Genomic DNA, 17,229 nt, shown 5'->3' on the forward strand with positions numbered 1-17,229 from the left:
TCTTCGTGGCCGTGTACTGCCTGCTGCGTTCCTTTTCCGGATTGCCCGCTCGGATGGGCTTCAGGCTAGCCCGTCCCGATCGGCCGTGCGCCCGCGGCCGGTCCGGACGGACTGGCTCCGCCCGGCGCTCCGGGCCCCGGTACTCTGCCGTACGCCGTTCAGGTCCCCCGTCAGAGAGGCAGCCCACCTGTGATTCCGATCTCCCAGGGCCGTTCCCGCAGGGCCGTGCTGGCCGGCGCCGTGTGCGCACTGCTTGTGACGGGAACGGCGCTCACGGGATGTTCCGAGGATCCGAACGAGGGCACCAACGGTGTCGGGCGACTGCCCGCCGACCAGATCCAGAGCAGAGCGCAGCAGGCGGCCAAGTCGGTGGGCACGGTGCGGCTGCACGGCACCGTGGTCACCAGCGGACGCACGTACACGCTGGACATGCGGCTGAAGGAGAAGGGCGGCATCGGCTCGGTCAGCACCGAGGGGGAGACGTTTCGCCTGCTGCGGATCGACGACGAGCTCTATCTGAAGGCCGGGGCCGAGTTCTGGGGGCAGGGGGCCGGCGAGGGGAAGGGTGAAGACGGCGGCAAGGCGGACGCGGCGGCGGCCGGGAAGCTCGCCGAGAAGTATGTGAAGGTGCCGCAGGGCGATTCGTCGTACAAGAAGTTCATCGGCTTCACCGATAAGAGCGTGCTGCTCAGTGGTCTGCTGACCCTGCACGGCGAACTGGCCACGGACGGCCACCACGAGCAGTCGGGCCTGCGCACCATCCGCGTCACCAGCGACAAGGGCTCCGGCGGCACCCTGGACGTCTCGCTCGAGGGCAAGCCGTACCCGGTACGCCTGGTCCGGGCCGGAGAGGCCGGCACCCTCACCTTCTCGGACTGGGGCACCGACTTCCCCCTCAAGAAACCGGCCAAGGACGACACCCTCGACTACGGCAAACAGCTCCCGACGTCCTGACGAGGGCCTGTCCGGCGGATCAACTCGGGGAAAAGGGGCGGCGCCGTGCAACCCCTGTCAGCGGGGTCTGGTGCGTCCAGATGCAAGGCGGAGGAGGGAGTCGGCGACCGACGACAACGCGTCAGATGGGCGTGCCAGACCCCGCGTCCCCGGCATGATCCGCCGGACAGGCCCTAACCCCGACGTTTCCTCTTCCGCAGCAGTCTGGGCAGCCCCTCCGGGACCGGCCGGCGCGTCGTCGCCGGGGTCGGCAGCGGGGGTTCGGCCAGGGAGTGGTCGGGGAGCGGTGAGGTGGTCCCGGTCGGTTCCAGGCACAGCACCCGGCACTCGCGGGCCCAGCGCTCGGGCATCGTCTCGGCGTCCGGTGCGTTCAGCCGCTTGCCCTTGAGTTCGGCGACGGCCGCCTCCCAGGCCTCGGACCCCGGCGGGAGCTCCACCACCCTCGCGGACCAGGAGACCAGCCGGCCGCCCTTGTCCTTGCTGCGCACGGTGACCTCGGCGGGACCGCCGTCGAACAGCCCCGGCAGCGGCTGCTCACCGGGCCCGTCACCGACCACGCACGCGGCGCCCTCGTGCCACACGTGCCACAGCGGCCGGGCCGGAACCCCGGGCCCCTTGACCCAGATGAGGCCGGACTTCTTCGTGGCCTCCTCGACGAGGGCACGCTCCAGCAGCTCGCTTGTCATGCGCCCAGCCTATCCAGGCCTTTTCAGAGCCAGCCGTTGCGCTTGAGCGTCCGGTGGATGCCCAGACAGAGGGCCACCGTGACACCGAGGACCAGCGGGTAGCCGTACTTCCAGTGTGTCTCGGGCATGTAGTCGAAGTTCATCCCGTACACCCCGCACACCATCGTCGGCACGGCGATGATCGCGGCCCAGGAGGTGATCTTCCGCATGTCCTCGTTCTGCGCCACGGAGGCCTGGGCGAGGTTCGCCTGGAGGATGGAGTTCAGCAGTTCGTCGAAGCCGATGACCTGCTCCTGCACCCGCGTCACATGGTCGGCCACGTCCCGGAAGTACTTCTGGATGTCCGGGTCGATCAGCCGCATCGGACGCTCGCTCAGCAACTGCATCGGCCGCAGCAGCGGCGCCACGGCCCGCTTGAACTCCAGCACCTCGCGCTTGAGTTGGTAGATCTGCCCGGCGTCCGTGCCGCGCGGCGTGCCCTTGCGGCCCGGCGAGAACACCTGCGTCTCGACCTCGTCGATGTCGTCCTGCACCGCGTCGGCGACCGCGATGTAGCCGTCCACCACATGGTCGGCGATGGCGTGCAGCACGGCCGAGGGGCCTTTGGCCAGCAGTTCGGGGTCGTCCTGGAGCCGGTGCCTGAGCGCCCGCAGGGAACCCTGCCCGCCGTGCCGGACGGTGATGAAGAAGTCCCGGCCGGTGAAGCACATCACCTCGCCGGTCCGGACGACCTCACTGCTGGCGGTGAGCCGGTCGTGGTCGACGTAGTGGATGGTCTTGAAGACCGTGAACAGGGAGTCGTCGTAACGCTCCAGCTTGGGCCGCTGATGGGCCTGGACGGCGTCCTCCACGGCCAGCGGGTGCAGCCCGAACTCCGCGGCGATACCCGCGAATTCGGCCTCGTTCGGCTCGTGCAGGCCGATCCAGACGAAGCCCCCGTCGCGACGCACCAGGCGCATCGCCTCCTGGGGGGTGAGCTGGCCGCCCTCGGTCTCCAGTCGCCGGCCGTCGCGGTAGACGGCGCAGTCGACGACGGCGGTGGCCGTCACGGGGTCACGGGTGGTGTCGTACGGGCCGCTCTCCTTGCGCAGCGAGACACGGGAGGAGGGACGGACCACGGCGCGCAGGTCGCGGATCATCGACATGGCGGGCTCCTTCGCATACAGGCAACGAAAGGCGCCGGAACGACGGGTGGAACAACCCGGAATGAGGACGTCCTGGACTGCGGATGTTTGGCACGTCCACAAAGCGGGGAGCACCGCACCGTCGCGGTGGCGAGCTTCGTCGCTGATACAGCTACTGGGGCAGATCAGGCAGAACGAAACGAAGTGCTCTTCCGATGAAGACGCGCAGGCGAAAGGCGGCAGCCGGACAGGAAGCAGCTACATCAGCGGGCGGAAGAGCGGGTGATACTGCACGGTCGACTTCGATCCATGTCAGCCCCACCTCCTCCGGCCGGTCCCTCGTAAGGGACGATCCACAATCCCCTGAGGGGATTCCCCCATGAGCGGGGAGTGTCACACATGCGTTCGGAACCGTCCGACTCCCCCAGAGCCCTAAAGGCCTGGGCGGTGCCCCCATCTGCGTGCTGCCCGAACCACCGGCCAAGCGTATCAGCCGACCGGCATGTCAAGGCTCTGCTTTGCCCGGTACTGACGAGTTCTATGCTCGCCGCATGGCTGATGTTCTTCCTCTGGTCGAGGCCCGGTTGCGTACGGCACTGGGTGAACCGGACGCACGCGCGGCGGTCACCTTCGTGGGCACGGACCGCATCGAGGTGCTGCGCTTCCACGAGGGCGACATCGTGCGCTACGCCACCCTCGGTATGTCCGCGCAGCCCATGACCGACCCCACGGCGGTGATCGCGGACCAGGTCAGGGGCCCGCGTGTCGAACTGCTGCTGTCGGTGCGGGGCGGCGTCGCCGACACCGACAAGGTGCTCCGTCCGCTCGCCGTACTCGCTGCTTCCCCGCAGGTGGAGGGCGTGGTCGTGACCCCCGGCGCCTCCCTCGACGTGGGCGCACCGCTGTGGCCCGGGGCCCCGTTCACCTCCGTGCTGGTCGCCGAACCGGGCGGCCTGGTGGAGGACCTGGAGCTGGAAGAGCCCCTGGACCCCGTACGGTTCCTGCCGCTGCTGCCGATGACCCCGAACGAGGCCGCCTGGAAGCGTGTGCACGGCGCCCAGGCCCTTCAGGAACGCTGGCTGAACCAGGGCACGGACCTCAGGGACCCGTCCCGCAGGTCCGCTTCCCTGGACTGAGGCGTCCTGTCCGGAACTCGCCGGTGTGAACAACCTGCTCATTTCACAAGATGACTGCGCCGGGCGGGTGATCGTCCTTGACGTGACGCGCCCGAGCTAGGACCGTGGGGCCCTATGAGGGGCGAACCCAGTTGCCCGAAGTGCGGTGGCCGGGTCAGGGCTCCCGGCCTCTTCTCGGATGCCTGGCAATGCGATCTGCACGGCGCCGTGCACCCGCTGCAGCCCGTGATACCGCCGAGCGTCGAGGCCCTCGAAGTCGTCGTGCACCGCACCAGGGTGCCGGTGTGGATGCCGTGGCCGCTGCCGGTGGGCTGGCTCTTCACGGGGGTGGCCTGTGCGGGTGACGACCGCAGCGGGGGCCGGGCGACGGCCGTCGCGTGCACCGGTCCCGGACCGCTGGGCGGAATGGGTGAGCTGATCCTGGTCGCCGAGGAGCTCGGCGTCGGTCTCGGCGCGCGGTACGCGGGCATCGACGGACCGGACCCGGGGCCGTACATGAACGTCGAGAAGCCGCCGCAGGCAAAGGTGCTGGCCGCGGGCCGTCCCACCCCGCTCTGGCACGTCTCCAAGACACCGGACGACCGGGCCGTGTTCGCGGGCGAGGCGCTCGGCATGTGGCTGTGGGCCGTGGTGTGGCCGGAGCAGTCCGGTCTGCTGATGTACGACGAGCTGGTCCTCACCGATCTGCGGGACGCCGGGGCGGAGGTGGAGCTGGTGCCCTGCGGGGCCCTGTCGCCGCGCCTGCTGGAGGTGTGAGGACCGATCGGCGATCGGTAGGGGGCGCACGCCGGGTTCAGGTGTGACCGGCGTGGGCCGGACATCCGGTTATCCTGGAGCGTCCCCATCCGCCCGTCACCGCTTGGAGTAACGCGTCGTGCGCATCGATCTGCACACCCACTCCACCGCGTCCGACGGTACGGACACACCGGCCGAGCTGGTCCGCAAGGCCGCCGCCGGTCTCGACGTGGTGGCGCTGACGGACCACGACACCACCCGCGGACACGCCGACGCACTCTCGGCCCTGCCGAGGGGACTCACGCTGGTCACCGGCGCCGAACTCTCCTGCCGCCTCGACGGCATCAGCATGCACATGCTGGCCTATCTGTTCGACCCCGAGGAGCCCGCCCTGCTCGCCGAGCGCGAACTGGTCCGGGACGACCGGGTGCCGCGGGCCAAGAGCATGGTCGCCAAGCTGAACGACCTGGGCGTGCCGGTCACCTGGGAGCAGGTCCAGCGGATCGCCGGCGACGGATCCGTGGGCCGCCCGCACGTGGCCACCGCGCTCGTCGAACTGGGCGTGGTGCCGAGCGTGAGCGACGCCTTCACCCAGCAGTGGCTGGCCGACGGCGGCCGTGCGTACGTGGAGAAGCACGAGACCGATCCCTTCGAGGCCCTGCGGCTGGTCAAGAACGCGGGCGGTGTCGCCGTCTTCGCGCACCCCGCCGCGACCAAGCGGGGCAGGACCGTGCCGGAGTCCGCGATCGCCCGGCTGGCCGAGGCGGGACTCGACGGCCTCGAGGTCGACCACATGGACCACGACCCCGACACCCGGGCGCGGCTGCGCGGCCTGGCGAAGGAACTGGGTCTCCTGGTCACCGGGTCCAGCGACTACCACGGCAGCCGCAAGACCTGTGTCCTCGGCGAGTTCACGACGGACCCCGAGGTGTACGGCGAGATCACGCGGCGCGCGACCGGGGCGTTCCCGGTGCCGGGGGCCGGCGGAGTCTGAGACCCGCCCCCGACCCGCCCCAGTTCATTTAGCTTTTCCAGCAAGGCAGTCATGCTCGACGTCGCCGTTTTCGGCTCTCTCTTTCTGACCCTTTTCGTCATCATGGATCCCCCTGGGATCACCCCGATCTTCCTCGCCCTGACCGCCGGCCGGCCGGCGGTGGCGCAGAAGCGGATGGCCTTCCAGGCCGTCTGTGTGGCCGGCGGTGTGATCACCGTGTTCGGGCTGCTCGGTCACCAGATCCTCGCCTATCTGCACGTGTCGGTGCCCGCCCTGATGATCGCGGGCGGGCTGCTCCTGCTGCTGATCGCGCTCGATCTGCTCACCGGCAAGACCGACGAGCCCCAGCAGACCAAGGACGTCAACGTGGCACTGGTCCCGCTGGGCATGCCGCTGCTGGCGGGGCCGGGAGCCATCGTGTCGGTCATCCTCGCCGTGCAGAAGGCCGAGGGGGTTATCGGTCAGGTCTCGGTGTGGGCGGCGATCCTCGCCATCCATCTCGTGCTGTGGCTGGTCATGCGGTACTCGCTGCTGATCATCCGGGTCATCAAGGACGGCGGAGTGGTCCTGGTGACGCGTCTGGCGGGCATGATGCTCTCCGCGATCGCCGTGCAGCAGATCATCAACGGCGTCACCCAGGTGATCCGGGGCGGCTGACCGTCCCGCCTTCCCGTGGACGTCGCGGAGCCCCCGTACCGATGGCGGTACGGGGGCTCCGAAGCATGCGTGCGGGGATCCGGCCCGTGTGGCCGGTGTCCCGCGCGATCGGCGTTACGAGGCCGAACTGTCGGCCGGCCGGATCCACAGGCGCTGTCCGATGGCGGCGGCCTGCTGAACGATGCGGTTGACGGAGGCGGCGTCCACAACGGTCGTGTGCACGGGTGTGCCGTCGACGTCGTCGAGTCGCATGATTTCGAAGCGCATGGGCTTCTCCCTTCGTCTGGTCATCCTCCTGAAGGAGAACTGCTGGGTGGGCGATCCCGGGCCAGTCGGGCCCGCGGTCCATGAACGGTTCAACGGGATGCGCCATGCAAACATTCCCTACGCTAAAGAAATTTTTCGATCGGCTAAATACTGACCGGCAAGGGTTTGAAGCGAGACCGACCGGGACCGGTTGTGTTCACAGCGTGACCACCGGGACAATGGAAGAGATGAACGAAGACCTCGCGGGACTGCACGCCCGAATCGACCGCACGAACGAGCTGCTCCAGCGCATGCTCGCCGAGGTGGCGAAGACGCCCTCGACCCATGCGATCTTCGTCGACGCCGGCTATCTGTACGCCGCCGCGGGGCGGCTGGTGGCCGGGACGGAGGACCGCAGGGCCTTCGACCTCGACGCCGAGGGGCTCATCGACGCGCTCATCGACCGGGCCCGCACGATCTTCGCCGACAGCAGGCTGCTGCGCGTCTACTGGTACGACGGCGCCAGGCGCCGTATCCACACCGCCGAGCAGCAGACCATCGCCGAACTCCCCGACGTCAAGGTCCGCCTCGGCAACCTCAACGCCAACAACCAGCAGAAGGGCGTCGACTCCCTGATCCGCACCGATCTGGAGTCACTGGCCCGGCACCGGGCCATCAGCGACGCGGCCCTGCTCGGCGGTGACGAGGACCTCGTCTCGGCGGTCGAGGCCGCCCAGGGGTACGGCGCCCGCGTCCACCTCTGGGGCATCGAGGCGCCCGAGGGCCGCAACCAGGCGGAGCCGCTGCTCTGGGAGGTCGACAGCCAGCGCACCCTCGACCTCGACTTCTTCAAGCCCTACGTCTCCCGGCGCACGGCATCCGTGTACGAGGCCACCACGGGCCGGCCCACCCGCGAGGACGTCCGGTTCGTCGGTGCCCAGATCGCCGCGAAGTGGCTCGGCGCACGCGGCCGGGAGGCGATGGGGGAGCTCCTCCCCGGCCACCCCTACCTTCCCGGGTCCGTCGACCAGGACCTGCTGGTCGAGGCGGAAGGCCTCCTCCAGTACTCCCTGCGCGGCCAGGCGGACCTGCGCCGCGCCCTGCGCGACGGCTTCTGGGACCACCTGCAGGGGCAGTACTAGGGCCTGTCCGGCGGAGCAAGTCGGGGCAAAGGGGCGGCGCCGTGCAACCCGGGTGAGCGGGGTCTGGTGCGTCCAGATGCAAGGCGGCGGAGGGAGTTGACGCGATGGGGGCCCCGCTCATGGGGGTCCCCCCGCTCGAGCGAAGCCGAGAGTGGGGGGAGAAGCCGAGAGTGGGGGAGTCGGCGACCGACGCCAACGCCGCAGATGGGCGTGCCAGGCCCCGCGTCCCCGGCATGAGCCGCCGGTCAGGCCCTAAGAGGCTGCCCCGGCGGGAAGGGTGTCCCAGAAGTCGGCGAGGGCGCGGGCGGTCGGTGCGGGCCGGTCGGCGGCGGGGGAGTGTTCGGCGCCGCCGATGACGGTGCGGTGCGCCCCCAGCTGACGGGCCATCTCGTCGAGGTCGGGGACCGGCCAGGTGTCGTCGCGTTCGCCCGACAGGACGTGGAACGGCAGCGGCACGGCTGCCAGTTCGGCCACCCGGTCCGGCTCGGTGCACAACTGACGTCCTGTGGCGAGCAGTTGCGCCGGCTTCGTGCCCAGCCAGCGGTTCCGCAGCAGCTCCGGACCGCCGATTCCACGGGCCGGGCCCCCCACGTCCTCCGGCGGTCCCATGGCCAGGATCGCCTCCCAGCACTCCGCCATCGACATCACCGCGAGCGCGTCCCGGAGCAGTTTCACCCGCTGCTCCTGGGAGACGGAGATCCGGCCCGGCCCGGAGGACATCAGCGTGAGAGAACGGAAGGGGGTGTGGTCCAGGATGACGGCGGCACGGGCGATCTGGCCGCCGAGCGAGTGACCGACGAGATGCACGGGCGTACCGAGCGCGTCCGCCTGCGCGAGCACGTCCCGCGCCAACTCCTCGCGCGTGTACGCCGATTCGTCCTCGGCGGGCCCGTCCGACTCGTACTGCCCCCGCCCGTCCACGGCGACCGTGCGGTACCCGCGCGTGGCCAGCGGCTCGTGGACAAGGGCAAAGTCCTCCTTGCTGCCGGTGTATCCGGGCAGCAGCAGGACGACGCCCTTCGGGGTGGCTCCGGGGGCCGGGGGCACGTCCACGACGGCGAACTCACCGCGGGGGGTGCGCAGTCGGCGGGCGTGGGCGGCGCCGGGAGGCGGGGCGGAGGCGGAGTGGGCGGTCACAGGGTGAGCGTAGTGGGTGCGGACACGCCGACGGCCCGGCCCCCCGGTGGGGGGACCGGGCCGTCGGCGTGAGTGCCTCATCCCTCCGCGGGCTCCGGGGCGGCCGTGGCCTTGCGGGTGCGGCGGGCCTTGGGCTTCGCCCCGTCCGCGGCCTCCGGCTCCTGCGCGGCCGCAGCGGCCTTACGGGTCCGGCGCGGCTTGGCCTCGGCGGCCTCCGCGGCCTCCGGCTCCTGCGCGGTCTGCGCCGGGATCTCGGCGGCCTTGCGGGTGCGGCGGCGCGGCTTGGCCTCGGTGGCCTCGGCCGTGTCGAGGGCCTCGGTGGCGGTCGCGCTCTTGCGGGTGCGCCGGGGCTTGGTCTCGGCTGCTTCGGCGGTGTCGACGGCGGCCTCGGCCTTCTTGGCCGCGGTCTTCCGCGTCCGGCGCGGCTTGGTCTCCGCGACCTCGGCCTGCTCCGGCACCGTCTGCGCCGGGATGTCGGTGGCGACGTCCGGGGCCGGCTCGGCGGCCTTGCGGGTGCGGCGACGCGGGTTGGCCTCGGTGGCTTCCGCCGTGTCGACGGCGGCCTCGGTTTTGTTGGCCGCGGTCTTCCGGGTCCGGCGCGGCTTCGCCTCGCTGGCTTCCGCCGTGTCGATGGCGGCCTCCGCCTTGTCGGCCGCGGTCTTCCGCGCCCGGCGCGGCTTGGCCTCGGTGGCCTCCGCCGTGTCAAGCGCCTCGGTGGCCGCCACCGCGGACTCCTCGACCGGCGACTCGGTCACGACGGCCGCCGTGTCCACCGCCGCCTTCTCCGCCGACCTGCGGGTGCGGCGGCGGCGCGGCTTCGCGGGGGTCTCGTCGGTGTCCACCGCCGTGCCCTCGGCCGTGTCGACGGCGGACTCCACCGCCTCCACGGACTCCACCGCGGGGACTCCGCCGCGCATACGGCGACGACGGCGCGGAGTGCGCGCGGCCGTGCCGTCCTCCCCCTCGCCGGCGCCCTCGGCGGCCGGGCTCGCGGGCTGCTGCACCGCCTCGTCCAGCGGCGTACCGCCACGCGTGCGGCGGCGGCGCCGCGGCGTACGGGCCGAAGAGGACTCCCGCTCCTCGGAGCGGGAGTCACCGCGCCGGCCACCGCGGCCGCGCGGCCCGCCACGGCCGCCCGTCTCGCCCAGGTCCTCGAGCTCCTCCGCGTCCAGCCCGGCGCGCGTGCGCTCCGAGCGCGGCAGGATGCCCTTGGTCCCCTCGGGGATGCCCAGGTCCGTGAACAGGTGCGGGGAGGTGGAGTACGTCTCCGGCGGGTCGCCGAAGCCCAGGTCCAGCGCCTTGTTGATCAGCTGCCAGCGCGGGATGTCGTCCCAGTCGACCAGCGTGATCGCCGTACCCTTCGCACCCGCGCGGCCGGTGCGGCCGATGCGGTGCAGATACGTCTTTTCGTCCTCGGGGGACTGGTAGTTGATGACGTGGGTCACGCCCTCGACGTCGATGCCGCGGGCGGCGACGTCGGTGCAGACGAGCACGTCCACCTTGCCGTTGCGGAACGCGCGCAGCGCCTGCTCGCGGGCGCCCTGGCCGAGGTCGCCGTGGACCGCGCCGGAGGCGAAGCCGCGCTGCTTGAGCTGGTCGGCGAGATCGGCCGCGGTGCGCTTGGTGCGGCAGAAGACCATCACCAGACCGCGGCCGTCGGCCTGCAGTATCCGCGCGACCATCTCGGGCTTGTCCATGTTGTGCGCGCGGTAGACGAACTGCGTGGTGTTCGCCACCGTCGCGCCCTCGTCGTCCGGAGCCGTGGCGCGGATGTGCGTCGGCTGCGACATGTAGCGCCGGGCGAGACCGATCACGGCGCCCGGCATCGTGGCCGAGAACAGCATGGTCTGGCGCTTGACCGGAAGGAAGTTGATGATCTTCTCGACGTCGGGCAGGAAGCCCAGGTCGAGCATCTCGTCGGCCTCGTCGAGGACGAGGGCCCTCACATGCTTCAGGTTCAGCTTCTTCTGCCCGGCGAGGTCGAGCAGCCGGCCCGGGGTGCCGACGACCACGTCGACGCCCTTCTTCAGCGCCTCGACCTGGGGCTCGTAGGCCCGGCCGCCGTAGATGGCGGTGACGCGCACATTGCGCACCTTGCCGGCGGTGAGCAGATCGTTGGTGACCTGGGTGCACAGCTCGCGCGTGGGGACGACGACCAGCGCCTGCGGCGCGTCGGTGAGGTCCTCGGGCTTCGCCCGGCCGGCCTCCACGTCCGCGGGAACGGTGACACGCTCGAGGAGCGGAAGGCCGAAGCCCAGCGTCTTGCCGGTGCCGGTCTTGGCCTGGCCGATGACATCCGTGCCCGACAGGGCCACGGGGAGCGTCATCTCTTGGATGGGAAAGGGAGTGATGATGCCGACGGCCTCCAGGGCCTCGGCGGTCTCGGGAAGGATCCCGAGCTCTCGGAACGTCGTAGTCAGGGTGCTGCCTCTTCTGTGTACGCGGTGCGAGGCGAACGCGGGGGGTCGTGTAGGGACCGTGCCGGGGACGTCGGCTGCCATACGGGCGGAGCCGTAGAACACGGGACCACTGCCCACGCTCGAGCGTTCGTACCGCTGAGGTGTCCCTCCAGGTTCCGTACGCACTGTGGCGGACGGCGAGAGGGCTGTCGGGTCGGAGCCGATCGGGCCACCGACCGGGCATCCTCATACATACGGCCTGTCGAGTACGTCAGAGTGCTCAGCAGGCGCATTACCACCATACCCCGGATTCGCGCACATGCCATGGCCGATTTGGTCACGTAGTCGTCGTCACACTGATCGGCCAGAGACTTCCGGTGCGGGACAAGCGGGCTATTGTGCGCTTCATGACGAGCTCTGACAAGCCTGACAACGCCGCGGACACCCCCGACACCCCCGCCGGACACACCGGCGTCGCCGCCCTGGACTGGGCGGCCGCCTCCGCCGACCCCCAGTACCGTGCCGCTGTCGTGGATCTGCTCGGCGCGCTCGCGTACGGGGAACTGGCGGCGTTCGAGCGGCTCGCGGAGGACGCCAAGCTCGCGCCCACGCTGGCGGACAAGGCCGAGCTGGCGAAGATGGCCTCGGCCGAGTTCCACCACTTCGAGCGCCTGCGCGACCGGCTCGCCGAGATCGGTGAGGAGCCGACGCTCGCGATGGAGCCGTTCGTCGCCGCCTACGACGGTTTTCACAAGCAGACGGCGCCCTCCGACTGGCTGGAGGGCCTGGTCAAGGCCTATGTCGGCGACTCGATCGCCAGCGACTTCTACCGGGAGGTCGCGGCCCGGCTCGATTCCGACACCCGCGCCCTGGTGCTGGCCGTGCTCGACGACACGGGGCACGGCGGCTTCGCCGTGGAGAAGGTGCGCGCCGCCATCGACGCGGACCCGCGCGTGGGCGGGCGGCTCGCGCTGTGGGCGCGGCGGCTGATGGGGGAGGCACTGTCGCAGTCCCAGCGGGTGGTCGCCGACCGGGACGCGCTGTCGACGATGCTCGTGGGCGGTGTCGCGGACGGATTCGACCTCGCCGAGGTCGGCAGGATGTTCTCCCGGATCACCGAGGCGCACACCAAGCGGATGGCGGCCCTGGGGCTGGCGGCCTGACGGGCGCTCCGGGCCGCCCGGCCCGGTTCATCCCCTGCGCCGCCAACGGCGTCCGGTCAGGCGGTGGCCGACCGGCGGCGCAGTCTTCCCGCGGGGCGCAGCAGCAGCGACAGCGACGCCACGGACACGATCACCGCGCCGAGCAGGATCGTCAGCAGGTTGCCGTCCAGCGCGGTGTTCATGACGAAGGCGCCGAACAGGGCTCCGGCCACACCGGTCGGCAGGACGAGGGCGGGAGCGGGAAGACGGTGCGACAGGCGGTGATACGCCGCCCATGCCAGAGCCAGGCCGAGGATGGCGGAGCTGAGCGCTTCCAAGAGCATGTCGGGGTCCCTCCCACATGGCCGGCCTGCTCACATCGGTCGTAGCCGGGTCTACCCCTGACCTGCGGAATCCAATCCTCCCTGTGAAGGACCTGTGCTCCATCCGTGAGGGCGCGCAGGTCGGCCACAGGACAACCCCCGACGGCCCGGCGGGTGCCACCGGCAGCGGGAACAGGAGAAGGCCCGGCGGTACGGAACCGCCGGGCCCTCTCGCTGCTTTCCGGCCGCCGCCTACAGCGCGCCGAAGCCCACCTTGCGCGGGGCCGGCTCGCCGATCTCGACGTAGGCGAGACGGTCGGCCGGGACCAGGACCTTGCGGCCGTGCTCGTCCACGAGGCTCAGCAGCTGCGACTTCCCGGCCAGCGCATCGGCCACCACGCGCTCGACCTCTTCGGTGCTCTGACCGCTCTCCAGAACGATCTCGCGGGGCGCGTGCTGCACGCCGATCTTGACCTCCACGGCTATGTCCCTCCGACGGTCAGTGAAGTGCGCGACCTTCCGCGCCGTACCAGCACACATTAGCCCGGTGAGGGGACCCGCACGCCGCGCCCGGCCACGCCAGGAGCGAACAGCCGACGGGAACAAAGGGACCGGTGCGCTCAGTGGTGCTGTTCGTTGCCGTGCAGCGGGAATCCGGCGATGCCCCGCCAGGCCAGCGAGGTCAGCAACTGCACCGCCTGGTCGCGCGGCACGCTGCGGTCACTGTGCAGCCAGGACCGCGCCACCACCTGCGCTAGGCCGCCGAGCCCCGAAGCGAGCAGCATCGACTCCGCCCGCGACAGCCCGGTGTCCTCGGCGATGACGTCGCAGATCGCCTCCGCGCAGTCATTGGTCACCTTGTCGACGCGCTCGCGCACGGCGGGCTCGTTCGTCAGGTCCGACTCGAAGACCAGACGGAACGCGCCGCCGTCGTCCTCGACATAGGCGAAATACGCGTCCATGGTCGCCCGGACGCGCTGTTTGTTGTCCGTCGTCGACGCCAGCGCGTGGCGCACGGACTGGATCAGAGCCTCGCAATGCTGGTCCAGCAGTGCGAGATACAGGTCGAGCTTGCCCGGGAAGTGCTGGTACAGCACCGGCTTGCTGACACCCGCGCGCTCGGCGATGTCGTCCATCGCCGCCGCGTGGTAACCCTGCGCGACGAAGACCTCCTGGGCGGCGCCCAGCAACTGGTTCCGTCGGGCACGGCGCGGCAGGCGTGTACCCCTCGGGCGTACCGCGTCCGTCTGCTCGATGGCTGTCACGCCGCCTCCCATTGTCGTCCAAATGCGGTGTGAGCCGCGCCGCCATCGTACTTTTCGGTAACCGTGGTGTGCGCGGTGCGAGCGCAGAATTTCACGGACCGGACCGCGGCGAAAGCCGTACGGGCGGTTTCAAAAACCGTCAGAGCGGGCAAAATGGATCCCCCTCTCCGGGCGACGGGGCCCTGGACGGCGCATCCCTCACCGGTAGTCGTCCTCGTCGAGGGAGACGATCCGGGCCTGCTCCACCAGGTCGGCCTCGTTGGCGCGGTCGGGATCGACGCCGGTCAGCGGCTCGTCGCGGTCCGGCGCCACCTCCGCCTGCTGCTCGGCCGCGTCCACCACGGGCGCCTCGACGTCGTACTCCTCACCCTCGAGGACGTCCTCGTCCTCCTCGAACGTCTCCGGGTCGGTCGGGTCTACGGCCATGCTGGGCTCCCTTCCTGCGAACGTCCCTGATGAGTACAGGGGCCATATGCGGGTGCCCTCTGTACGAGACTAGGAGACACTCGATTCGGACGCTATGCGATGCGCGACGATGATGTGACAGACTGCGCATCCGGCCGGAGCGACTCTGTGACGCCGAACACATGAGCTGCCGTGTGATCGTCTCGTAACATTGCCCCATGTCTTCGACCGAGCTGCCGTCCGTGCCGCCCGCCAACGTGCTGCCCAAGGTGACGGCCGTCAGGGTTGCCGAGGGCGAGCGGCTCAGGTCGGTTCAGCTCCCGGGCGTCACGCTCTCCGTACGGTCGAGACCGCCCGCGCGGAAGGGACTGCCGCCCGCTCTCTACGTCCACGGGCTCGGCGGCTCCTCGCTGAACTGGTCGGCCCTCATGCCGCTGCTGCACGACGTGGTCGACAGCGAGGCCGTGGACCTGCCGGGCTTCGGCGACTCACCGCCGCCGGACGACGGCGACTACTCCATCACCGCGCACGCACGCGCGGTGATCCGCTATCTCGACGCCACCGGCCGCGGCCCGGTGCACCTCTTCGGCAACTCGCTCGGCGGCGCGGTCACCACCCGGGTCGCCGCCGTACGCCCCGACCTCGTGCGCACCCTCACCCTCGTGTCGCCGGCCCTGCCGGAGCTGCGGGTGCAGCGCACCGCCGTCCCCACGGGGCTGCTGGCGGTGCCCGGGATCGCAACCCTGTTCACCCGCATCACCCGCGAGTGGACGGCGGAGCAGCGGGTCCGCGGGGTGCTGCAGCTCTGCTACGGGGACCCCGGGCGGGTGTCGCCGGAAGGGTTCCGCAACGCGGTGCAGGAGATGGAGCGGCGGCTGAGGCTGCCGTACTTCTGGGACGCGATGGCACGCTCCGCGCGGGGGATCGTCAACGCCTACACCCTGGGTGGCCAGCAGGGACTGTGGCGCCAGGCCGAGCGGGTGCTCGCGCCGACCCTGCTCGTCTACGGCGGCCGGGACCAGCTCGTCGGCTTCCGCATGGCCCAGCGGGCGGCGCGCGCCTTCTGGCACTCCCGGCTGGTGACCATCCCCGACGCGGGGCACGTGGCGATGATGGAGTACCCCGACACCGTGGCCCTCGCCTTCCGTGAACTCCTCAGGGATGCACCGGATTCGGCCGATGAGGGGGATACTGGGGAACCGGGCGCACAGGGCGCTTCGGGTTCCTCCGCATCCACCGGTGGCGGAACCGCCGCCGACAACACGAGGGGCTGAGGCGCGACGTGGGACGCCACAGCCGCCGTGGACCCGCCCCCAAGGGCGACAGCGCGGACACCACCGCAGTACGCAACGGCCGGGACGGCCGGGACGGCCGCGAACCCCGCCGTACCTCCGCCGCTCCGCCGGCCCAGCAGCCACCCATGGGCGGAGACGGGCGCTACGGGGACCCGTACCTGTACCCGCCCGGGACTCCCGCGCACGGCGTGCCGCGCCTCCCGGACGGATGGCTGCCGGACGGCACGCCGGCGCACGGTGTGCCGCGGGCGCGTGGAGGACACCCTGAACAGCGCGAACCCGGCGGCGGCTGGGGCACGCTGAACGGCCGGACGACGGCCGGTGCCGGTTACGCCGGCACACCTCAAACCGGCCCCGGACCGATGAGCGCACCGGGACCGACGGCCGGACGGGGCGTCCCCTTCCCCCGGCAGCGGCAGGCACCCCCGGCCGGCCCGCGCCAGGAATACCTCGACGCCTTCGCCGAGGACACCGACCTCTTCACCCCGCGCACGCGGACCCCGGCACCGCACCCGCCGGCCTCCGTCCGCCCCGCCGACGCGTACGCCGCCGTCACCGACTGGAGCAGCGAACCGGTCGACCCACCGACCGAAGAGCCCGCGCAAGCCCGGGGCGGCAAGGGGCGGGCGTTCACCGGGATCGCGGCCGCCGCCGTCACCACGGTCCTGGCCGTCGTCGTGGCCGGCCAGGTCGCCGAGGAACGTGACGGCAACGGCGTACCTGGGCAGTCCGCCGGTGAGCAGGCGCGCGACGCCCGCGACCCCGCCTCGCGCGGTGACGACCGGGAGGCGCCCGCCGCGCCCTCCACCCAGCCGCTGACGTACCAGCAGAAGATGGACAGGACGTACCCACTCAGCCAGACCCGCGTCGGCACGGGGAAGTTCGAGGCGATCACCGGCATCGACAAGGCGCCCGGCAAGGGAGAGAAGATCACCTACCGCGTGGACGTCGAGCAGGGCCTCGGCCTCGACGGTGAGCTCTTCGCGGAGGCCGTGCACAGGACGCTCAACGACGACCGCAGCTGGGCGCACAACGGCGCCCGCACCTTCGAGCGCGTCCACTCCGGCAAGGTCGACTGGGTGATCACCCTCGCCAGCCCCGCGACGACCGCCGACTGGTGTGCCAAATCGGGCCTGGACACCACCGAGGACAACGTCTCCTGCGACTCCGCGGCCACCGAACGCGTGATGATCAACGCATACCGGTGGGCGCAGGGTTCCGAGACCTACGGCGACGAGATCCACGCCTACCGCCAGATGCTGATCAACCATGAGATCGGCCACCGCCTGGGCCACAACCACGTCACCTGCGACAAGGACGGTGACCTGGCGCCCGTGATGCAGCAGCAGACCAAGTTCCTCGACCACGACGGAATCAGCTGCCGCCCGAATCCATGGGCGTACCCGAACAGCTGATGATCGCCTAGCGGACCCAAACGCGCCCCCCAAGCGAAAGTTACGCCCGTTCACCCCTTTTGGTGGCGTGATGGACGGTTGTCCATCACTGGAGGTGGCGGGCCGCATCTCCTCCGCCCGCACCACCGAGTACGTCAAGGACCTGCTGCACCGTCTCGAGCCGTACGGCGACGA

Annotated in this window: 18 protein-coding genes; 9 read left to right on the forward strand and 9 right to left on the reverse strand. The window is 70.9% G+C overall.

All coding sequences use genetic code 11. From position 1 onward, the window contains the following. The first annotated feature begins 189 nt into the window (after nt 1–189). On the forward strand, nt 190–954 hold the full coding sequence (locus AB0L56_RS02985; RefSeq protein WP_365418253.1) for a hypothetical protein: 765 nt from the start codon (nt 190–192) through the stop codon (nt 952–954). Between the two features lie 173 nt (nt 955–1,127). Here the strand turns inward: AB0L56_RS02985 and AB0L56_RS02990 are convergent, their stop codons facing one another. Both AB0L56_RS02990 and AB0L56_RS02995 read right to left on the reverse strand, forming a co-directional pair. Further along, nucleotides 1,128–1,640, reverse strand: a complete 513-nt coding sequence (locus tag AB0L56_RS02990; RefSeq protein ID WP_361022340.1) for a hypothetical protein — start codon at nt 1,638–1,640, stop codon at nt 1,128–1,130. Nucleotides 1,641–1,663: 23 nt separating this feature from the next. Beyond that, complete coding sequence (locus AB0L56_RS02995) at nt 1,664–2,785, reverse strand: magnesium and cobalt transport protein CorA (protein ID WP_361022343.1); 1,122 nt, start codon at nt 2,783–2,785, stop codon at nt 1,664–1,666. Nucleotides 2,786–3,315: 530 nt separating this feature from the next. On the opposite strand from AB0L56_RS02995, the gene AB0L56_RS03000 reads away from it, so the two are divergent. The 4 genes from AB0L56_RS03000 (at nt 3,316) to AB0L56_RS03015 (ending at nt 6,286) form a co-directional block, all read left to right on the forward strand. Continuing rightward, entirely contained in the window at nt 3,316–3,900 is a 585-nt protein-coding gene (locus AB0L56_RS03000; protein ID WP_365418257.1) for a suppressor of fused domain protein, read from the forward strand. A gap of 114 nt (nt 3,901–4,014) precedes the next feature. Beyond that, entirely contained in the window at nt 4,015–4,656 is a 642-nt protein-coding gene (locus AB0L56_RS03005; RefSeq protein WP_361022349.1) for a DUF6758 family protein, read from the forward strand. Between the two features lie 118 nt (nt 4,657–4,774). Beyond that, on the forward strand, nt 4,775–5,629 hold the full coding sequence (locus tag AB0L56_RS03010; RefSeq protein ID WP_365418261.1) for a PHP domain-containing protein: 855 nt from the start codon (nt 4,775–4,777) through the stop codon (nt 5,627–5,629). 51 nt (nt 5,630–5,680) lie between these two features. Beyond that, nucleotides 5,681–6,286 carry a MarC family protein gene (locus tag AB0L56_RS03015; protein WP_365418263.1) on the forward strand — a complete coding sequence of 202 codons (606 nt, stop codon included), beginning with the start codon at nt 5,681–5,683 and terminating at the stop codon, nt 6,284–6,286. A 114-nt stretch (nt 6,287–6,400) separates the two neighbouring features. Here the strand turns inward: AB0L56_RS03015 and AB0L56_RS03020 are convergent, their stop codons facing one another. Beyond that, nucleotides 6,401–6,553 (reverse strand): hypothetical protein, encoded by a 153-nt coding sequence (locus AB0L56_RS03020; protein ID WP_361022357.1) that lies wholly within the window; start codon nt 6,551–6,553, stop codon nt 6,401–6,403. 227 nt (nt 6,554–6,780) lie between these two features. Between AB0L56_RS03020 and AB0L56_RS03025 the strand changes: the two genes are divergently transcribed. Beyond that, nucleotides 6,781–7,674 (forward strand): NYN domain-containing protein, encoded by an 894-nt coding sequence (locus AB0L56_RS03025; protein WP_361022360.1) that lies wholly within the window; start codon nt 6,781–6,783, stop codon nt 7,672–7,674. Between the two features lie 252 nt (nt 7,675–7,926). Here AB0L56_RS03025 and AB0L56_RS03030 read toward each other — a convergent pair whose 3' ends face one another. Continuing rightward, nucleotides 7,927–8,811, reverse strand: coding sequence for an alpha/beta hydrolase (locus AB0L56_RS03030; RefSeq protein WP_365418267.1), 885 nt, complete (start codon nt 8,809–8,811; stop codon nt 7,927–7,929). A 77-nt stretch (nt 8,812–8,888) separates the two neighbouring features. After that, nucleotides 8,889–11,312, reverse strand: a complete 2,424-nt coding sequence (locus tag AB0L56_RS03035) for a DEAD/DEAH box helicase (protein WP_365418848.1) — start codon at nt 11,310–11,312, stop codon at nt 8,889–8,891. Nucleotides 11,313–11,617: 305 nt separating this feature from the next. Here AB0L56_RS03035 and AB0L56_RS03040 point away from each other — a divergent pair, with 305 nt between their 5' ends. Further along, entirely contained in the window at nt 11,618–12,373 is a 756-nt protein-coding gene (locus tag AB0L56_RS03040) for a ferritin-like domain-containing protein (RefSeq protein ID WP_365418270.1), read from the forward strand. Between the two features lie 56 nt (nt 12,374–12,429). Here the strand turns inward: AB0L56_RS03040 and AB0L56_RS03045 are convergent, their stop codons facing one another. The 4 genes from AB0L56_RS03045 to AB0L56_RS03060 form a co-directional block, all read right to left on the reverse strand. Beyond that, a complete protein-coding gene (locus AB0L56_RS03045; protein ID WP_361022369.1) occupies nt 12,430–12,696 on the reverse strand; it encodes a hypothetical protein in 267 nt (88 codons plus the stop codon). A gap of 231 nt (nt 12,697–12,927) precedes the next feature. Further along, entirely contained in the window at nt 12,928–13,155 is a 228-nt protein-coding gene (locus AB0L56_RS03050) for a DUF3107 domain-containing protein (protein WP_361022371.1), read from the reverse strand. Nucleotides 13,156–13,295: 140 nt separating this feature from the next. Next, nucleotides 13,296–13,940, reverse strand: a complete 645-nt coding sequence (locus AB0L56_RS03055; RefSeq protein WP_149547509.1) for a TetR/AcrR family transcriptional regulator — start codon at nt 13,938–13,940, stop codon at nt 13,296–13,298. 198 nt (nt 13,941–14,138) lie between these two features. Beyond that, complete coding sequence (locus AB0L56_RS03060) at nt 14,139–14,366, reverse strand: hypothetical protein (RefSeq protein ID WP_361022375.1); 228 nt, start codon at nt 14,364–14,366, stop codon at nt 14,139–14,141. A 197-nt stretch (nt 14,367–14,563) separates the two neighbouring features. Here AB0L56_RS03060 and AB0L56_RS03065 point away from each other — a divergent pair, with 197 nt between their 5' ends. Continuing rightward, on the forward strand, nt 14,564–15,619 hold the full coding sequence (locus tag AB0L56_RS03065; RefSeq protein WP_365418275.1) for an alpha/beta hydrolase: 1,056 nt from the start codon (nt 14,564–14,566) through the stop codon (nt 15,617–15,619). An 8-nt stretch (nt 15,620–15,627) separates the two neighbouring features. After that, the gene (locus AB0L56_RS03070; protein ID WP_361022381.1) at nt 15,628–17,055 is read left to right on the forward strand and encodes a DUF3152 domain-containing protein; all 1,428 of its coding nucleotides are present in this window, start codon (nt 15,628–15,630) and stop codon (nt 17,053–17,055) included. Nucleotides 17,056–17,229: the final 174 nt, after the last annotated feature.

The sequence above is a fragment of the Streptomyces sp. NPDC052079 genome, from assembly GCF_040680275.1.
Lineage (GTDB): Bacteria > Actinomycetota > Actinomycetes > Streptomycetales > Streptomycetaceae > Streptomyces.